The 15,953-nt window shown below is 39.7% G+C and carries 10 protein-coding genes; all 10 read left to right on the forward strand.

Annotation, left to right across the window (positions count from 1 at the left end):
- Positions 1-56 precede the first annotated feature (56 nt).
- Complete coding sequence (locus HNP38_RS09525) at positions 57-677, forward strand: hypothetical protein (protein ID WP_184188382.1); 621 nt, start codon at positions 57-59, stop codon at positions 675-677.
- A 31-nt stretch (positions 678-708) separates the two neighbouring features.
- The gene (locus tag HNP38_RS09530; protein WP_184188385.1) at positions 709-2,805 is read left to right on the forward strand and encodes a T9SS type B sorting domain-containing protein; all 2,097 of its coding nucleotides are present in this window, start codon (positions 709-711) and stop codon (positions 2,803-2,805) included.
- 106 nt (positions 2,806-2,911) lie between these two features.
- A complete protein-coding gene (locus HNP38_RS09535) occupies positions 2,912-4,966 on the forward strand; it encodes a T9SS type B sorting domain-containing protein (protein ID WP_184188388.1) in 2,055 nt (684 codons plus the stop codon).
- 157 nt (positions 4,967-5,123) lie between these two features.
- Positions 5,124-6,707 carry a replicative DNA helicase gene (dnaB, locus tag HNP38_RS09540; protein WP_184188391.1) on the forward strand — a complete coding sequence of 528 codons (1,584 nt, stop codon included), beginning with the start codon at positions 5,124-5,126 and terminating at the stop codon, positions 6,705-6,707.
- 55 nt (positions 6,708-6,762) lie between these two features.
- Positions 6,763-7,239 (forward strand): ribonuclease HI, encoded by a 477-nt coding sequence (gene rnhA / locus HNP38_RS09545; RefSeq protein ID WP_184188394.1) that lies wholly within the window; start codon positions 6,763-6,765, stop codon positions 7,237-7,239.
- Positions 7,240-7,402: 163 nt separating this feature from the next.
- Positions 7,403-9,661, forward strand: a complete 2,259-nt coding sequence (locus tag HNP38_RS09550) for a T9SS type B sorting domain-containing protein (RefSeq protein WP_184188398.1) — start codon at positions 7,403-7,405, stop codon at positions 9,659-9,661.
- A 268-nt stretch (positions 9,662-9,929) separates the two neighbouring features.
- A complete protein-coding gene (locus HNP38_RS09555) occupies positions 9,930-10,556 on the forward strand; it encodes an NAD(P)H-dependent oxidoreductase (RefSeq protein WP_184188403.1) in 627 nt (208 codons plus the stop codon).
- A 31-nt stretch (positions 10,557-10,587) separates the two neighbouring features.
- Entirely contained in the window at positions 10,588-12,159 is a 1,572-nt protein-coding gene (gene nadB / locus HNP38_RS09560; protein WP_184188406.1) for an L-aspartate oxidase, read from the forward strand.
- Between the two features lie 11 nt (positions 12,160-12,170).
- Positions 12,171-13,031: a carboxylating nicotinate-nucleotide diphosphorylase gene (gene nadC / locus HNP38_RS09565; protein WP_184188409.1), complete on the forward strand. Its 861-nt coding sequence runs from the start codon at positions 12,171-12,173 to the stop codon at positions 13,029-13,031.
- A 229-nt stretch (positions 13,032-13,260) separates the two neighbouring features.
- Entirely contained in the window at positions 13,261-15,918 is a 2,658-nt protein-coding gene (locus HNP38_RS09570; protein WP_228461024.1) for a TonB-dependent receptor, read from the forward strand.
- Positions 15,919-15,953: the final 35 nt, after the last annotated feature.

The raw sequence follows: 15,953 nt of genomic DNA on the forward strand, positions 1-15,953 counted from the left end.
AAACATCTGATTAACCATTAATAATTTCTATCTTTGTTTATTAAAACTTCCCCTTTATGAAAAAATTTCTACTCATTGGCTTTTGCGTAGCAGGCTTCTGGGCAAGAGCTCAAGTTACTACAGAAAAAACCTTACAACAATCTGTTTTACAGCTTAACACAGCTAAAACAGCAAATGACTATGATGTTCTTTTTAAAAAATTTTCGGAGAATGATATTTCTGAAAAATGGAAAGCACACTATTATGCAGCAGTAGCTTTATATCTTAAAACCGATCTGGCTTTAAAAAAGGGTATTAACCCGGCCCTTGCGGAACCTAATGCTCTTGCCGGCAAGTATGCCCTGAGCGCGTTGAGTGCTCAACGCAGTAATGGAGAAATCCAGACACTCTTGGGGCTCATATACCTTCAAAGGGTCCTGCTTAATGCTTCTCCAAACAAACAAAAGGATTTAAGTACCATTTCAGAGTATATCTCCAAAGCTGAAAACAGCCTTCCTGATAATCCCAGATTAATTTATCTGAAAGCCGAAATGGCCAGTAAGTTCCCTGCTAACAGCATTACCGGAAAATCAGATGCCGGTCAGCTGTATCAAAAAGCTTTAACAGGATTTGATTCTTACAGCTCTTCAGACAGTTTTGCGCCTGGCTGGGGAAAACAGCTACTTCAAAACAGATAAACAGGATTTAAAAACCCAAAATTGACTAAAAATGAAAAAATATATACTCATTTTTCTTTTTCTTTTCACTCAAACGATATTTGCCCAGCAGGATTGTACTACTGCCGTACCCATATGTAGTGATACCAGTGTCTCTATGCTTCCCAGCGGATCAGGAACTGTTGATGAGGCAGAGACCGGAGGATGCCTGTTTGGTGAAAGTAACTCTTTCTGGTTTACTTTCAGTGTGCAAACAGCCGGAACATTAACTTTTCTTATCACCCCAACAGGTCCGGGAGCGGCGGACATTGATTATGACTGGGCACTGTACGGGCCTAATCACAATTGTGCCAATGTAAATGCCACACCGCTAAGATGTTCCTATGCCGGATTATTTTCTTCCATTACTCCTCCCCTTACCGGTCTTAATATGACCGCAACAGATACTACTGAAGGCGGTGGCGGAGATGGTTTTGTAAAATACATCGATGTAGTTCCGGGACAGGTATATTATTTACTATTGAACAATTTCTCTCCAACGGTTGCACCATTCTCATTAAGTTTTGGAGGTACGGCAACGCTACTTACTCCATTTGATTATAATTCTGCCCAGATCTATCAACCCCATCCGTTTTTGGAGCCCGGGCCTAATCAGGATGGAATAATCCCGGTGTGCGGTGATCCGGTGACTTTTGATTTTTCAACATTGACTAATCATATCATCAACGGAAATCCTAATTTTATAGTAAAATATTACGAAAGTGCCACTGACGCTTTGGATGACATTGACGTAATTACAACACCTGTCTCTGTAAATACTGCAACCACTTACCACTATGCGATTTATTATGTGGACGCGGGCAGCCCGACCAGCTTTTTAAATCAGTGCCGGGAAATAAGGACCATTAATTTTGAGGATAAGTCTTTCACATTGAATCCGGGAACTCTTACTGAATGTAATAACAATAATTCCGGAACAGCATTATATGACCTGATGAGCGTGGATGTAGGAGCAACTCCTAACATCACATTGCAGTATTACCCTTCTATGTATCACCTTAATAACAACATCGGTGAAATTACAGCCCCATATGCATACGTATCTCCGGAAGGGTCTGTTTTTGTAAAAGGGACGAATGAATTCGGATGTACTGCCGCTGCGCAAATCACGCTGAACTTCCACCCGACAGTAACTGTGAATGACGCTACGCTAAGATCCTGTTTCATAGAGACCAATCCGGCCACAGCATCATTCAACCTTAGTGTGGCTACAGTAACTTTACAACTGGGAGTGACGAAAGAATATTATCCTTCTTTAGCAGATGCGGTAAACAGCACGAATCAGATTACAACCCCTACAGCATATATTGCCCCGAATGGTGTGGTTTATGTAAAAGTAATCAATGCACAGGGGTGTTATGCAGTCGCTAAAGTAACATTAATAGTGCTTCCGCCTGTAAAATCTAACGTACTGGAAGATAAAATCATCTGTATGGAAGACAAAACGACTTTAGATGCGGGACCAGGATTTGCGAGTTACCTTTGGAGTAACGGGCAAACCACACAAGCCATCAGCAATGTAGGAGTAGGAACATATTGGGTAAAACTGAAAACGGGAGACTGTATCACGACACAGACCGTGAAAGTTTATCCTGCTGAACAGCCCGTTATTTCCAATATAGACATTTCAAGCAGTACGATCACTGTATCTGTAATTGGGGGAACAGCTCCTTATAAATATTCTATGGATAATGTAGTGTGGCAGGATTCGAATGTCTTTAATAATGTTCCGAGAGGTGATCATACCATATTTGTAAAGGATGCTTATGATTGTGAGCCTATACAGGTTACAGTCGTAGTACCGAATTTGATCAATGTAATTACACCTAACGGTGACGGAATCAATGACGCCATCGATTATTCTGCACTGGCCGGTAAACAAAATCTGATCGTAAGTGTATTTGACAGATACGGCAGCAAGATATTCCAGGCTGACAAATCCAATGGTTACAAATGGGACGGAACCACAAATGGAACGAAAAAGGTATCTACAGGAAACTACTGGTATTCTGTGACGTGGAATGAGAATGACAAGAACGGTACTCCGTATAAGTATTCCGGATGGATCATGGTAAAAAACAGAGACTAACTGATTATATTAAAAGGCCGCCTTTTAGGCGGCTTTTTGTCCTGTTGAACAAATATTAATTTTTATTATATTTTCGCTATTTTTGTTTTATAAAAATCATTTTAAAATGAGGAAATCATTATTTTTTTTAATTTTCTTTTTGACTCAATTATACTATTCACAATCAGATTGTACTTCGGCAATTCCTGTGTGTGGTAATACCGGTCTTTCCTATACCCCTACAGGGCCTGGAAATGTGGCTGAAGATCTTATGGGATGCTTATCCGATGATGAAAACTTTTCCGTATGGTACACTTTTACCATAGCTACTTCAGGAACCTTAACTTTTACAATTGATCCTAATGACAATGGCGATGATTATGATTTTGGAGTATATGGCCCGAACCAGACATGTGGTTCATTAAGCCCACCCGTACGATGTAACTTCTCGGGAACACCGGGAAACACAGGTTTGGTTACAACTTTGACGGGAACAGCAACCAACGGTCCTTTCAGCGCTTATATGGATGTGGTAGCCGGAGAAACCTATTATCTGGTAGTCGATAATTATAGCAATTCCCCGAACGGATTTTCTTTAGCATGGGGCGGAACAGCTACCCTTACTTCGGCTTTTACTGATCCTGCGCTTGCGCCTCATCCGTTCATTACCCCTGGAGTTCCTGCTGCCAATCCCAATGACCCTAATGAGATCTTAAAATGTGCATTACCTATGCAGTTTGATTTCACTACTCTTACATCAGGGATCTTAAATGGTAACGTAAACTTTACCGTTACTTATCATAATACCCCAAATGATGCAATTACCGGAAATTCTCCGCTTACGATAACTACGGTAGACGGGACTACCATATATTATTTCAGGATAAAATATCAGGACCCTACCAACCCTAATAATGCTGCCAACGGTTGTTTCCAGACAGGGAAATTTAAGTTCAGGCAAGGAAATATTGTTGCTCAGGACGCTATTGTATATGCATGTAACAATAACGGTGCAGGTACGGCTACATTTGATCTGACAAGTGCTAACGTTTTTTTAGGAGCATCTACCAAGAAATATTATGCTACGCTAAGTGATATGAATGCAGGAGTTGAAATCACCAATCCTTCCAGCTACACTTCAATAGAAAAAAATGTATACGTAAGGGTAACCTCTACCGAAGGATGTACGGATGATGCAGTGATCACCCTAACCTTCCACCCGGTAGTTGTGGTTAGAGATGCTGTACTTGAGTCCTGCTACATAGAAAGCAATATAACAACAGCAGCTTTCGACCTGAATATAGCCGATGTTTCATCTCAAAGCGGAATTACAAAAAAATTCTATAAGACTTATAATGACGCCCTGAACCTGACGAATGAGATTGTAGGGTCCACAGCCTATATTGCCACCACAAGTGAGGTATATGTAAGAGTAATAAGCGCTAACGGATGTTTTGCTATTTCCAAAATAAGCCTTAAAGTTCTTCCTCCTGTAAAATCATCTGTTCTGAAAGACCAGACCATTTGTATGGAAGACAGGACAACCCTGGATGCAGGACCAGGATTTACCAGCTACGAATGGAGTACGGGAGCTACGACCCAGTCTATCTCAGGAATGGGTGTAGGATCTTACTGGGTAAAACTGCAGACAGGAAAGTGCTTTACAATGCAGGAAGTAAAAATACATCCTTCCCAACAGCCTGTAATTGCAAGCGTTGATATTGCCAATAATACAATTACGGTGAATGTATCCGGAGGAAAAGCTCCGTACAAGTATTCACAGGATGGTATCATCTGGCAGGATTCCAATGTATTTACCGGACTTATAAGGGGTGAAAACAAAGTATTCGTAAAAGATGATTATGATTGTACTCCTATTGAAGTTCAGGTAACAGTTCCGAATCTTCTTAACGCCATCACTCCGAACGGCGACAACGTAAATGATGTTATAGATTATTCTGCACTGGCCTATAAGAAAAATCTGGTATTCGTCGTATTTGACAGATACGGAAACAAGTTATACCAGGCAGATAAGCTTAGAAACTTCAAATGGGACGGGACCGCTTTCGGTAAAAAGATTATTACTGGTACTTACTGGTATACCATAACCTGGAATGAGAATGATAAAAACAATACACAGACCCAATACAGCGGCTGGGTATTGGTAAAAAACAAAGAATAATTCAGTTTTTTAAATAGTATTAAAAATCACCCCTTAACCGGGGTGATTTTTTTATCAACATACTTCAACCCTTTATTAATAAGATTTTGAAACAATTCAGCAATAAAATGTTAGTTACTATTTTCTGATTATTTTCCAAATAAGTTATCTTTGCAACATGGCTCAGAAAGAAACACTATCATCTCTTACCCACGGAAATTTTGCTAAGGAACTATCTATTTCAGATGGTAAAATGCCGCCTAATGCGGTAGACTTTGAAAGGCTGGTGATCGGAACCTTTTTGATAGACAAGAAAGGCCTTGATTATTCTATTGACCTCCTTACCTCAGAAGTTTTCTATGACCCGAGACATCAGGTTATCTTTTCTACCATTTTAAAATTATATGAAGGAAACCATCCGGTTGACCTTATGACCATCATTCAGGAACTTAAAAAAGAGGAAAAACTTAGTGCTGCCGGCGGTGATCATTATATTATTGATCTTACCATGGGAGTAAGCTCCTCAGCCCATATTGAATACCACGTCCGGGTTATCCTTGAAAAATATATTTTAAGAAGCCTGATCAACGTATCAGCCAACGTTATTGATTCTTCCTATAAAGAATCAACGGATGTGTTTGAGCTTTTGGATAAAGCCGAACAGTCATTTTTTGAAATCACCAACGGAACCATCAAAAAAGGATTTGACACAGCAAACTCTTTAGTAAAACAAGCTATTGATACCATAAAATCATTGAAAGATAAAGAAGGGCTTTCCGGTGTGCCATCCGGATTCAGAGATTTGGATAAGGAAACCGGCGGATGGCAGAATTCCGACCTTATCATTATTGCTGCCCGTCCGGCGATGGGTAAAACTGCATTCCTGCTTTCCATGGCGAGAAATATTGCAGTAGGACACAAGATTCCTATGGCCCTTTTCTCCCTGGAGATGGCTTCGGTACAGCTTATCACAAGGATGATCGCATCAGAAACGGGTATTTCTTCCGAAAAGCTAAGAAAGGGAACCATGGCAGATGATGAATGGCAGAGGCTGTTTTCCAATGTATCGGAACTGGAAAATGCACCGCTTTTTATTGACGAAACCCCGTCCCTGTCTATCTTCGACTTCCGTGCAAAATGCCGAAGACTTGTTATGCAGCATGGAGTAAGGATCATCATGGTAGACTACCTTCAGTTGATGACTGCAAGCAGCGGTGGAAAAGGAGCCGGAAACCGTGAACAGGAAATCGCCATGATATCCCGTTCATTAAAGGCCATTGCCAAAGAACTGAACGTTCCTGTAATTGCCCTTTCCCAGCTGTCAAGAAGTGTTGAAACGCGTCCTGGAAAAAGACCACAACTCTCAGATTTAAGGGAATCGGGAGCCATTGAACAGGATGCAGATATCGTATCCTTTATTTTCAGGCCGGAATATTATAAAATTGCCGTATGGGATAATGATGAGGCAGGACAGGAAAGCTCAACCGAAAACCAGGCCGAGATCATTATTGCCAAGCACAGAAACGGGGCAACGGCCGATGTAAGACTTTCTTTCATGAAGAATATTGCAAAATTCGGTGATCTGGATGCTGTGTATGGAGGAATGGGATATCCGTCATCATCCAATTTTAATGAGCCCGGCGGCTTTGACAAAATAAGAACGACCATACAGCCCGGAGCGGCTTTTGACCTGCCTAATAATTCACAATTATCCGGTTCTTCTATGAATGACCTTGATGATGATGAAGATTTTCCATTCTAATATTTGAAGCAATTCACTATTAAAATTTATATTCCTGTTTATAAAATTCTGAAATTTGAGAATCGATATATTTACTGACGGAGCCTGCAGTGGAAATCCCGGAAAAGGAGGATATGGAATTCTTATGCGCGTTCCTGAAAAAAATTATCAGAAAACTTTTTCAAAAGGTTTCAGGAAAACCACCAACAACAGGATGGAGCTCCTCGCTGTTATTACCGCTTTGGAGAAGTTGAAATCTACGGAAAATGATATTCATATTTTTACCGATAGTAAGTACGTAGCCGATGCCATTAATCAGAACTGGATCTCCGGCTGGATAAAAAGAGGCTGGAAAAATGTCAAGAATCCCGATCTCTGGCAAAAATTTATCCCTCTTTATCAGAAACACAATCCAAAAATGCACTGGATAAAAGGCCATGCCGGACATCCGGAAAATGAATTGTGCGACCGCCTTGCTGTGGCAGCAGCCAATTCCGGTAATCTGGAAATTGATACTTATTTTGAGAATCAGGAAAGCAATTCTCTCTTTTAATTTTCAGAAATATCAATTTTAGCTTAATCCCATTCACTATTTTATCAATATTGTTATCATTTATTATTTAATATTAATATTTTTTAACAAAATTAACATTAATTACACATTTATCAATTAGGATTTAATATCTTTACGTAATCTAATTATAAAGTATTCCTAAATGAATAAAAAACTACTAACTTACTTTACCCTTATTTTATTTTGTCTTTCCGGAAGCCTTTTATCCCAAACTTATCAACTTACTGGCAACCCGGTAAATACCACCGGATGGGATGTTGTTCCTTCTGCGGCAGTTAATACGGATTTCATACAGCTTACCACCGACCAGACCTCAAAAGTAGGCGGTATCAAGCTGAACGCCCCTATCAACCTGAAATACTGTGACAAATGGAGGGTTGAATTCGACTTCAGAATTGATGGTAACGGAACTCCCACTTACGGGCGGGGAGATGGTTTTGCTTTCTGGTATTTAGCCAATCCTCCTGCAGCATATGTTACCGGTGGCGGTCTTGGTATTCCAGCCAATGCTACGGGACTGATGGTAGGTTTCGATATTTTCAACAATACCACGGAAGGACAGATGAGCAAAGTTCACCTTCTGTATGGTACCAATAATACGGCAGGCTCGAATATAGAGTTCAACAATACGCCTGGAAGCACCTTCCATTCTGCAGATCTCAACCCTACCCAACCATTTGTGGGAGCTAATTATAAGCATGTGGAAGTAACCGGGGAGGTAGATCCCGCTAATGCCGCCAACTGGATCATCACCATCAAGATCGATAACACTTCGATTGTAAGCCAGTCTTTTGCTCCTTCGGGAACTGCCGCAGGAATGACCCAAGGATATTTCGGCTTCTCGGCATCCACGGGAGCAGCAAGCGCAAGGCATTCTATTAAAAATGTAAAAGTATATACTGATAAGGTTTCCCTCCTTCAGAATTCCGTATCTCAATCTTTTTGTCCCAACCCGTCTAACGGATACGGAACAGCAAATTTAACGGCATTCAATTCTCAGTTTGTAGCCAATCCTGCGAATTATACGTTTACTTATTATGTTTTAGGAAATTCGACTCCTATTGCCAATCCTGCTAATTTTCAATTTAATGCCAATACTACCATTTCGGTAAGGGTGAAGGACAATTCTTCTATTTTATGTGATAATCCAGACGGTACTATTTTATTATCTCTGGCTCCGTTCACAGCCAATGAGGCGACATTAACGGGATGTAATAACAACAATGCAGGAACTGCAATTTTCGATCTTACCACTGCCAACGTCACAGGAGTACCGGGCGTTACTAAGAAATATTACAAAACATTGAATGACCTGAACGCCGGAACCAATGAGATCCTTACCCCGGCCAGCTACCCGTCTGCCCCGGGAAGCGTATATGTAAAAGTAACCACGCCTCAGGGATGTACCGGCACAGCAAAAATTAATCTGGCCTTTTACCCCGCAATTACAGTAAATGAAGCCACACTGCGCTCCTGCTTCATTGATGCAGATCCATCAAAAGCACTATTTAATCTAACTTCTGCCAATGTAACACCATTAGGCAGTGCAGTTAAAAAGTATTACTCTTCTTTAGCCAATGCCATCAGCGGCACCAATGAAATTGTAAACCCTTCTACATATGTTGCCCCAAATGGTACTGTATACGTAAGAGTGATTGACGCTAACAACTGTTATACTATTGTTAAGATCAACCTTATTGTCCTGTCTCCGGTACTGTCATCGGTTTTAAAAGATAAAACGATCTGTATTGACGACAAAACAACTTTGGATGCCGGACCAGGATTTGACGGGTATGAATGGAGCACAGGTGCTACCACACAATCCATATCAGATATTCCCGTGGGCATTTATTGGGTAAAACTGAAAACAGGAAGCTGCATCACCACTCAGACAGTAAAAGTTAATCCTTCATCACAGCCTGTCATTTCAGGGGTTGATATCACTAATAGTACCATTGCCATCAATGTAACAGGCGGAACACCGGCTTATCAATACTCTTTAGACGGGATCAGCTGGCAGGAATCTAATGTATTCAGTGGACTTTCCAGAGGTGATCATAAAATTTTTGTAAAGGATTTTTATGATTGTGAACCTATTCACATCACCATCACAGTCCCTAATTTAATCAATGCTATTACTCCAAACGGCGATAATGTTAATGATGTTATTGATTATTCCGTATTAGCCTATAAAAAGAATCTGATGCTCGTAATATATGACAGATACGGAAATAAACTTTATGAAGCCGACAAGCTCAGAAACTTTAAGTGGGACGGAACCGCCTCCGGTAAAAAGATCATTACCGGCACATACTGGTATGTGGTCACCTGGAACGAAAATGATAAAAACAATACGCCAACAAAATATACAGGCTGGGTTTTGGTAAAAAACAGGGAATAAGTCTAAATAAATATTCTATTCAATTAAAGCACCGGTCAGAGTTTGAGCCGGTGCTTTTTTAATGTAAGCTTTTACTTTTTGAACCATTAAGATACAAGAAGTTATTAAGAATATTAAGATAATCCCCGTTTTAAGCTTAAAAATCAGAATGAGCAATCTTAACTATCCTTTACTTAATGGTTTTTTAAGTTTAAAACGGTTCGACATTTCGCAACAGATATTTTATCTCAAGGCTATTTTATTCGCATTCAATTCCTAAATTTGTCCTATGAATTATTTGGAAGCTTTGAGCAGAAGATATTCTGTGAAAAAATTTAATAGAGAAATCATTCCTCAGGAAACACTTCATAATATCCTTGAATCAGGAAAATTATCTGCAAGCTCGCTTGGCCTTCAGCCCTACAAAATTTTAGTGGTTGAAACTGATGAGATGAAGCAAAAACTAATTCCGGCTTTTTACAACCCGTCTCAGATCTCCACCTGCTCCCATCTGGTTGTTATTGTTTCAAAAAAAAACATTGATGAAAGCTATATCCATGGCTATTTTAATCATATTTCCGAAGTAAGGGACGTTTCATTAGAAACGCTTGATCCTTTCAGGAATAGCATCAATCAGCATATTACCCAAAAAACCAGTGAGGAAATTTTCAACTGGGCAGAAAAGCAGTCTTATATTGTTCTGGCCAATATGATGTATACAGCGGCCATTGAAAATATAGATACCTGCCCTATGGAAGGCTTCCGCCAGGATATTATAGAAGAAATTTTAGAGATCAATCCCGAAACAGAAAAAGTAACCGTTACTCTGGCTTTGGGATACCGCTCTGAAGAAGATCATTTCCAGCACATGAAAAAAGTAAGAAAACCAAATGAAAAATTGTTTAAATTTATTTAACTATTTTAGACAATTGTCTTAAAACAAACCTATGATAAAAGCGGATGTATTAGTAATAGGTTCCGGTATTTCGGGACTTTCTTATGCCATTAAAGTTTCTGAACAGCTTCCTGATGCCAAAATAATCGTAGTTACAAAATCTGATGAGGACGAAAGCAATACCAAGTATGCGCAGGGAGGCCTGGCTGTAGTTACCGATTTCAAAAAAGATAATTTTGAAAAGCATATTGAAGATACCATGCGTGCCGGCGACGGTGAAAACAAACGCGATGTAGTGGAAATGGTTGTGAAAGAAGCACCTACCCGATTTAACGAAATCGTAGAATGGGGAGCTAATTTCGATATGAAGAATGGCAAATTTGCTTTGGGAAGAGAAGGCGGCCACACAGAAAACAGGATCGTCCATCATAAAGATATTACCGGATTCGAGATCGAGAGAGCCTTATTGGAAACGGCCAATAGCAGCTCTAATATTGAGATCCTTGATCATCATTACGTAATCGATATTATTACCCAGCACCACGTTCCCGGGAAAGAGCTGAATGAGGGAGATATCCATTGTTACGGAGCCTACATTTTGGATGAAAAGTCCAAACAGATCAAAAAGATCACCTCAAAGATAACCCTGGTAGCCACCGGAGGCGCCGGGCATGTTTATAAAAATACAACAAATCCTACTATTGCAACAGGAGACGGAATTGCTTTTGTTGCCCGCGCAAAAGGCAAAGTTTCGAATATGCAATACTACCAGTTCCACCCTACTGCCCTGTACAGCAAAATTGACGGAATGCTGTTTCTGATCTCGGAAGCAGTACGTGGAGACGGTGCTAAGCTAAGAACCAAAAGAGGCGAAAAATTCATGCATAAATATGATGAGCGCGAAGAGCTGGCTTCAAGGGATATTGTTGCCAGAGCCATTGACAATGAAATGAAGATCACCGGCGATGAGTATGTAGGTCTTGACTGCCGTGAAATGGATCGCGAAAAGTTCTTAGAGCACTTTCCCAATATCTATAAAAAATGTAAAGACGAAGCCATTGATCCCTTCACCCAACTGATCCCTGTTGTTCCGGCCTGCCATTACCTGATGGGAGGTATTGAGGTAGACAAGGACGGCCAATCCTCTATCAAAAATTTATTTGCCGTGGGAGAATGTACGAATTCCGGCCTGCATGGCGCTAACAGACTCGCCTCCAATTCTTTACTGGAAGGTTTGGTATTCGGGCATAATGCCGCTATGAAATCCGTTGAATTGTTAAAAGAAAATAATTTCAACTTTGAAGACCTGAAAGCCGTTCCTGAATGGAACGAAGAAGGTATGAAAATCATGGATGAGATGGTGATCATAAGCTATCTGAGAAAACAGCTTCAGGAAATGATGAGTGACCTGGTAAGCATTGTAAGAAGCAACAGCCGTCTGAAAATGGCTTTACAGAAGCATCAGGAAATTGCAGCTGCCGTTGATGAAATTTACCACTATTCTATTCTATCGCCCCAATTATCAGAATTGAGGAACTTAACCACCGTTGCCCACCTCATCATTACCCAGTCTATGGAAATGAAGGTAAACAAAGGAGCATTTTACAATAAAGACCTAGCATAAAAAAGACAGTTATGAAAAGACCAGGCTACGCAACCGATAAAGTATTTAAAGCATTTATAAAAGCAGCCCTTGAAGAAGATATTCAGGATGGCGACCATTCTACTCTCTCCACAATCCCAAACGATCTGAAGCAGAGTGCTAAACTTCTGGTAAAACAAAACTGTATTTTGGCAGGTGTTGAATTGGCTGAGATCATTTTTAAAACTTTCGATATAAATTTAAGCATTGAAACGTTTATTAAAGATGGCGAAACAGCCAAAGTGGGAGATATCGCTTTCATCGTTACCGGAAGCGCAAGATCCATACTTTCCACCGAAAGGCTTGTCCTCAACTGCATGCAGAGGATGAGCGGCATTGCAACTCTCGCTCACGACTGGGATTCCAGATTAGTTGGAACAAAAACAAAATTACTTGATACCCGCAAAACCACCCCAAATTTTAGGGTATGTGAAAAGTGGGCCGTGGCCATAGGCGGCGGAACCAATCACAGGTACGGGCTTTATGACATGATTATGTTAAAGGATAATCATATTGATTACAACGGAAGCATTACCAATGCTGTGAAAATGGCAAAGGATTATATCAAAAAAAATAAGAAAAAACTAAAGATCGAGGTTGAGACCCGGAATTTAGAAGAAGTTCAGGAAGCTATCAATGCCAAAGTTGACAGGATCATGCTGGATAATATGGATGTAAAAACAATGAAACAGGCTGTCAAGATGATCAACGGTTCCTGCGAGTCTGAAGCTTCAGGAGGAATTACAAGGGATATGCTGAAAGAAATTGCCTCCACCGGCGTCACTTATATCTCCGCCGGAGCCCTTACCCACTCAGCAGAGAATATAGATTTAAGCCTCAAAGCTGTGAAATAGCTTTGCGTTTTTAACAAAAATGACCTCTTTTTGTTAAAAAATAAATAATATGATTTTTTTCATAAAAAAGCACCAGAATATGTATTATTTTGAAAATCAATTAATTAAACATTATTAAGACTGATTAAAAATTAACATTTAGTTAATAATGGTTAAGATTTATTTACCGATTTTTGCATAAAATTTAAATCTAACTATTATAACGATTATGAAATTAATCAACAAATCAATGCTGACTGTAGCGATTACACTTTCTACCGCCAGCGTTTATTATGCTCAGCAAACCAAGGACACTGTTAATACAAGGTCTAAAGACATTGAAGAAGTTGTATTGACGGGAGTTGCCGACATTGCTAAAGACAGAAAAACACCGGTTGCTGTTTCAACAATCAAAGAAGCACAAATTGTAGAAAGATTAGGAAACCAGGAATTCCCGGAAATTTTGAACACGACTCCATCTGTTTACACAACTAAAGGTGGTGGTGGTTTCGGAGACTCCAGAATCAACATCCGTGGTTTTGCGAACGAAAATATCGCTGTTATGGTTAATGGTATGCCCGTTAACGATATGGAAAACGGGCAGGTATATTGGAGTAACTGGGCTGGGATTGCTGATGTAACTTCTTCTATGCAGGTGCAAAGAGGTCTTGGTTCTTCTAAACTGGCTATTGCTTCTGTTGGTGGAACAATTAACATTTTGACAAGAGCAGCAGATAAAAAAAGAGGAGGAACGGTATCAGTAGGTGTTGGTAATGATGGATATCATAAAACATTATTTGCTTATAACACCGGAAAATCTGAAAAAGGCTGGTCTACTTCATTCTTAATGAGCAGAACTGCAGGTGCAATGTATTTTGACGGGTCAGATTTTGAAGCTTATAATTATTATCTGGCAGTTGGATATCAGCCAAATGAAAAACATGATTTCCAATTCACTTTTACAGGCGCTCCACAATGGCATAATCAAAACTTCACCAACACCATTGCAACATATTTAGATATGGGAGACGGTAAATTAGATAATGTGAAAGCAGAAGATCCAAATAGAAAATATAACTCTAACTGGGGATTGTTAAATGGTGAACAATTTACGACAAACAGAAACTTCTATTCAAAACCAATCATGTCTTTCAACTGGGACTGGAAAATGTCTGAAAGGTCAAAACTTGCTACTGTTGCTTACGCTTCATTTGGTAGAGGTGGTGGAACTGGTTTCTTAGGTAGAATTAACGGAAAACAAGTATTCGATAATGCATTTAAAGATGCAAACGGACAAATCCGTTGGGATGATATTGTAGCATGGAATCAGGGTGTTAATGTTGGTGGAACTTTTGGTGCAGTAAACCCAACCCCGGGTGAAGCATACAGAACGATCGGTACTACTTATAATGATAACACAGGTCGTGGTTTAGTAAGAAGATCACATATCAATTCTCATAACTGGTATGGCTTACTATCAAACTTTAACCATAAATTAAGTGATGAGCTTAATTTTTCCATTGGAATTGATGCAAGATACTACTATGGTTATCACCCTGGTGTTGTAACAGATCTTTTAGGAAATAATAAATACACCGAAACAGGAGATTTTAACACAAGACCAGCAGGAACTGTAATCACAGGAACACAGGCTCCAACGCCTTCAGCAAATCCATTTGCGGCTGCCATAAAAGATAAATCTCAAATTGCCAGCAGAAATTATGATGGAGAAGTAACTTGGTATGGAGGTTTCGGACAAATAGAATATTCCAAGGATAATTTCACCGCATTTGTACAAGGTGCAATCTCTAACCAAGGATTCCAAAGAATAGACAATTGGATAATTGATGGAGTTACTCAGCAAAGTGGGCAAACGGTTAATAAGAAAACCGGGTTTAAAAACATTTTAGGATATAACGTAAAAGCCGGAGCCAATTATAATTTGGATTCAAACCATAATGTTTTTGGTAATATCGGATATTTTTCCAGACAACCATTCTTCACTGGGGTTTATCCAAACAACCGACAAGTTGTGAATCCTAATCTTACTAACGAAAAAGTCTTCAGTGCAGAATTAGGCTATGGTTACAGATCTTCAAATCTGAGAGCTAACGTTAACCTTTTCAGAACCTCTTGGAAAGATCGCTTCCAAAGAAGAACAGGCCTTACCGTACCTCAACCTTCAGGGCCAGCCATTACTCAAGCTTATGCAGAAATAAATGGAATAGAACAAGTACACTACGGAGTAGAATTTGACGCAACATACTCTATCGGAAAATATGTTGACTTAGAAGCGATGTTCTCTTGGGGTGACTATAGATATCAAGGAAATGCGGAGGGTACTATTTATGACGACAACAACAACCCTGTAATCTTGACAAGCGGAACTAACGTTACTAAATTAAATTTAGACAATGTGAAAGTTGGTGATGCTGCACAAATGACAGCCTCATTAGGTGCTACATTCAAACCTGTAAAAGGACTGAGAATCAACGCAAACTGGAGATGGGTGGATCAGTTGTATGCTCGTTTTGATGTAACTGCTTTTGATTCTTCAGTACAAACTCCAACTTATACTCCGCCAGCATTAGAAAAAGGGGCGTTACGTTTACCAAGCTACAATTTATTTGATCTAGGAGCTTCTTACAAATTTGATATTGGAGCAAGACAAAGTTTAACTTTGGGAGCAAATGTTTATAATTTGTTTGATACTACTTATATCACTGAAGCTACTACAAACAATCATACAGGACTTACAGAACAAAACTTCACTGGTACAGCTGCACAACAAGCCACTGCACTTGCAAACTACAATGCACAAGGAACCTGGAAAGGTATTCACCAATCCAATCAGGTTTATTTCGGTTTTGGAAGAACATGGGCTGCAAACCTTACATTTAACTTCTAATATATTAGATTTTATCAATATCAATCCCGGCGATA

The sequence above is a fragment of the Chryseobacterium defluvii genome (assembly GCF_014204415.1).
Taxonomy (GTDB): domain Bacteria; phylum Bacteroidota; class Bacteroidia; order Flavobacteriales; family Weeksellaceae; genus Chryseobacterium; species Chryseobacterium defluvii_A.

What these genes read in the sequence shown, in the direction of transcription:
- HNP38_RS09525 (WP_184188382.1), top strand. Translation starts at nt 57, where the DNA reads ATGAAAAAATTTCTACTCATTGGCTTTTGCGTAGCAGGCTTCTGGGCA.
- HNP38_RS09530 (WP_184188385.1), top strand. Translation starts at nt 709, where the DNA reads ATGAAAAAATATATACTCATTTTTCTTTTTCTTTTCACTCAAACGATA.
- HNP38_RS09535 (WP_184188388.1), top strand. Translation starts at nt 2,912, where the DNA reads ATGAGGAAATCATTATTTTTTTTAATTTTCTTTTTGACTCAATTATAC.
- dnaB (WP_184188391.1), top strand. Translation starts at nt 5,124, where the DNA reads ATGGCTCAGAAAGAAACACTATCATCTCTTACCCACGGAAATTTTGCT.
- HNP38_RS09550 (WP_184188398.1), top strand. Translation starts at nt 7,403, where the DNA reads ATGAATAAAAAACTACTAACTTACTTTACCCTTATTTTATTTTGTCTT.
- HNP38_RS09555 (WP_184188403.1), top strand. Translation starts at nt 9,930, where the DNA reads ATGAATTATTTGGAAGCTTTGAGCAGAAGATATTCTGTGAAAAAATTT.
- nadB (WP_184188406.1), top strand. Translation starts at nt 10,588, where the DNA reads ATGATAAAAGCGGATGTATTAGTAATAGGTTCCGGTATTTCGGGACTT.
- nadC (WP_184188409.1), top strand. Translation starts at nt 12,171, where the DNA reads ATGAAAAGACCAGGCTACGCAACCGATAAAGTATTTAAAGCATTTATA.
- HNP38_RS09570 (WP_228461024.1), top strand. Translation starts at nt 13,261, where the DNA reads ATGCTGACTGTAGCGATTACACTTTCTACCGCCAGCGTTTATTATGCT.